Source organism: Roseovarius dicentrarchi (genome assembly GCF_003316635.1).
Lineage (GTDB): Bacteria > Pseudomonadota > Alphaproteobacteria > Rhodobacterales > Rhodobacteraceae > Roseovarius > Roseovarius dicentrarchi.
The window spans coordinates 1-1,719 of the sequence record NZ_QNQP01000064.1 but is presented as its reverse complement, the minus strand read 5'-3'; the positions used below and the strand labels follow the sequence as shown (position 1 = coordinate 1,719).

General features: G+C 59.2%; 1 protein-coding gene and 1 pseudogene. Both read right to left on the bottom strand.

Annotated features, from left to right (window positions below; genetic code table 11):
* Window positions 1-88: 88 nt before the first annotated feature.
* Window positions 89-637 carry a DUF7146 domain-containing protein gene (locus tag DQ230_RS16790; RefSeq protein ID WP_113913698.1) on the bottom strand — a complete coding sequence of 183 codons (549 nt, stop codon included), beginning with the start codon at window positions 635-637 and terminating at the stop codon, window positions 89-91.
* A pseudogene (locus DQ230_RS16785) lies at window positions 634-1,719 on the bottom strand (methylase); the annotation flags it as partial. The pseudogene DQ230_RS16785 and the gene DQ230_RS16790, both read right to left, overlap by 4 nt.

Here is a 1,719-nt window from a genome sequence, read left to right as displayed (position 1 = left end):
CGAAACTATCCGAACCGAAACATGATCGCAGGCAGATGATCAGCCGTGCCCGAGCTGTCCGGGAATTACTGAAACGGCTGTCCGGGAATTAGCGTAATCGCTGTCCGGTATTTTTGAAATCCGCACCATCCTCGGCTCTGAGATAGACGCCCCGATGAAACGCGAGCGCCGGTCCGAACCGGGCGATACCACGACCGCGCAGGTAGGCCTCGGCCAAGGTGTTATTGATTGGCCTGCCATAAGAAAACAATCGGCGTCCTGCCGCCTGACGATTTGAGGCCGCTGGTGCTTCGTCATGGTTCGGCCAGTCATTCCGCATCACGGGTGCCTCGCCGAGATAGTCAGCGGCCCGCCGCAAAAGGTCGGGATAGGCCACCGGCTCAAGCTGATGTTGCAAGAGATCGAGCAGGTCGCCGTGATCGCCATTCTGATAGTCGGTCCACTTACCAGCTTGTCTACCGCCATGAGTTCTGAGCCGAATCGTCAAGCTCCGGCCTTTGGCACCCGAGATATCCGCCATTTGCCAGTAATTGCCGACCTTGCGCCCTTCCGGAAACCAATGTCGGCAAAACGCTTCCGTGTCTCGGGCGAGACCGCTTGCAATCGCGCCCGGATCCAGCTTTGCGAACCTGGTCATGCCGCACTCCTTTCCCTGGTTCCGGCTGCCGTGATCTTGTGGCGCGTCATGATCTGGTCGACGACATGGGCATTATCTGTCGGGACGAACAGCCGCGTGGCCCAGGAGATGATCTCGGTGAAGCATCCCATCGCCTTGTAGCTTTCCAACGCGGCAACATTGTAACCGGTGAGTTCCAGCCGATACGCGCTCATGACCCGCGACCGGCGCAGGGTGAGACCGCCGGAGAGCGGCAGGCTTTGCCCGCGTTCGAGGACAGCATCGAGAATCTCCGCGGGTGTGAGGTCAACCGCACAGTCGAGGCCGAGGGCCGCATAGACATTGGCCAACTGGTCCTGCGTTACCATCCGTCCGATGGCGCGCTCGCCATCCTCGGTCTGCAGCCGATAGATGCGCATGTTGTCGGTCGGCAGACGATCCCAGATCGGCAGCAACAGCCCCGAAATGAGCGTGAGCCTGGAGACGGATGTTTCCGGCACCTCGTCGACTTCCTTCGCCCAGGCCCGCTCGAATTCGAGGCCCTTAACATCCTCCCAATGGGAGGCTGGCAGTTCGAGCTCCAGCATCCGGTCTTTCGCCATGGGCCGCACCAACTCGACCCGGGCGATCGGTTCGCCCTCTTCGGTCATCAGGCTCGAGGTCGGGATCAAGACGGCCGCGCGATCAGATTTTCGGTTGAGCATCAGCCGAGCATTCGACGATCTGTGGCAGAACGCTTTAACCTCCTCAAGGGTGAGCGGGTGGTTGCGGTCTGTGCGCTCAACCGTCAGGGCGGTCGCCTTGGCACCCGTGGCCGCATGCTCGAAGATCACGTTTCGGTCGATGATCTCAAACTTTTCGGCCCGCAAAGTCTCCAGCCCGACCTCATAGGTGCCCGCCGCGATCGCATCATCGATGATGGCTTCCAATAATCCGCCGAAACATTCAAAGATTGCATCCTGCATGTCGATGGTAAGCTGTTGATTGTCATTGAGAACTGACCCGGCACCAGCAGAAATTGTCATTGAGAATTGACCCATGTGCAACCTTGCCGCGGCTTGAATCAGCTGGGGGCGCATGGAGTGATAGACATGGGATTTTTG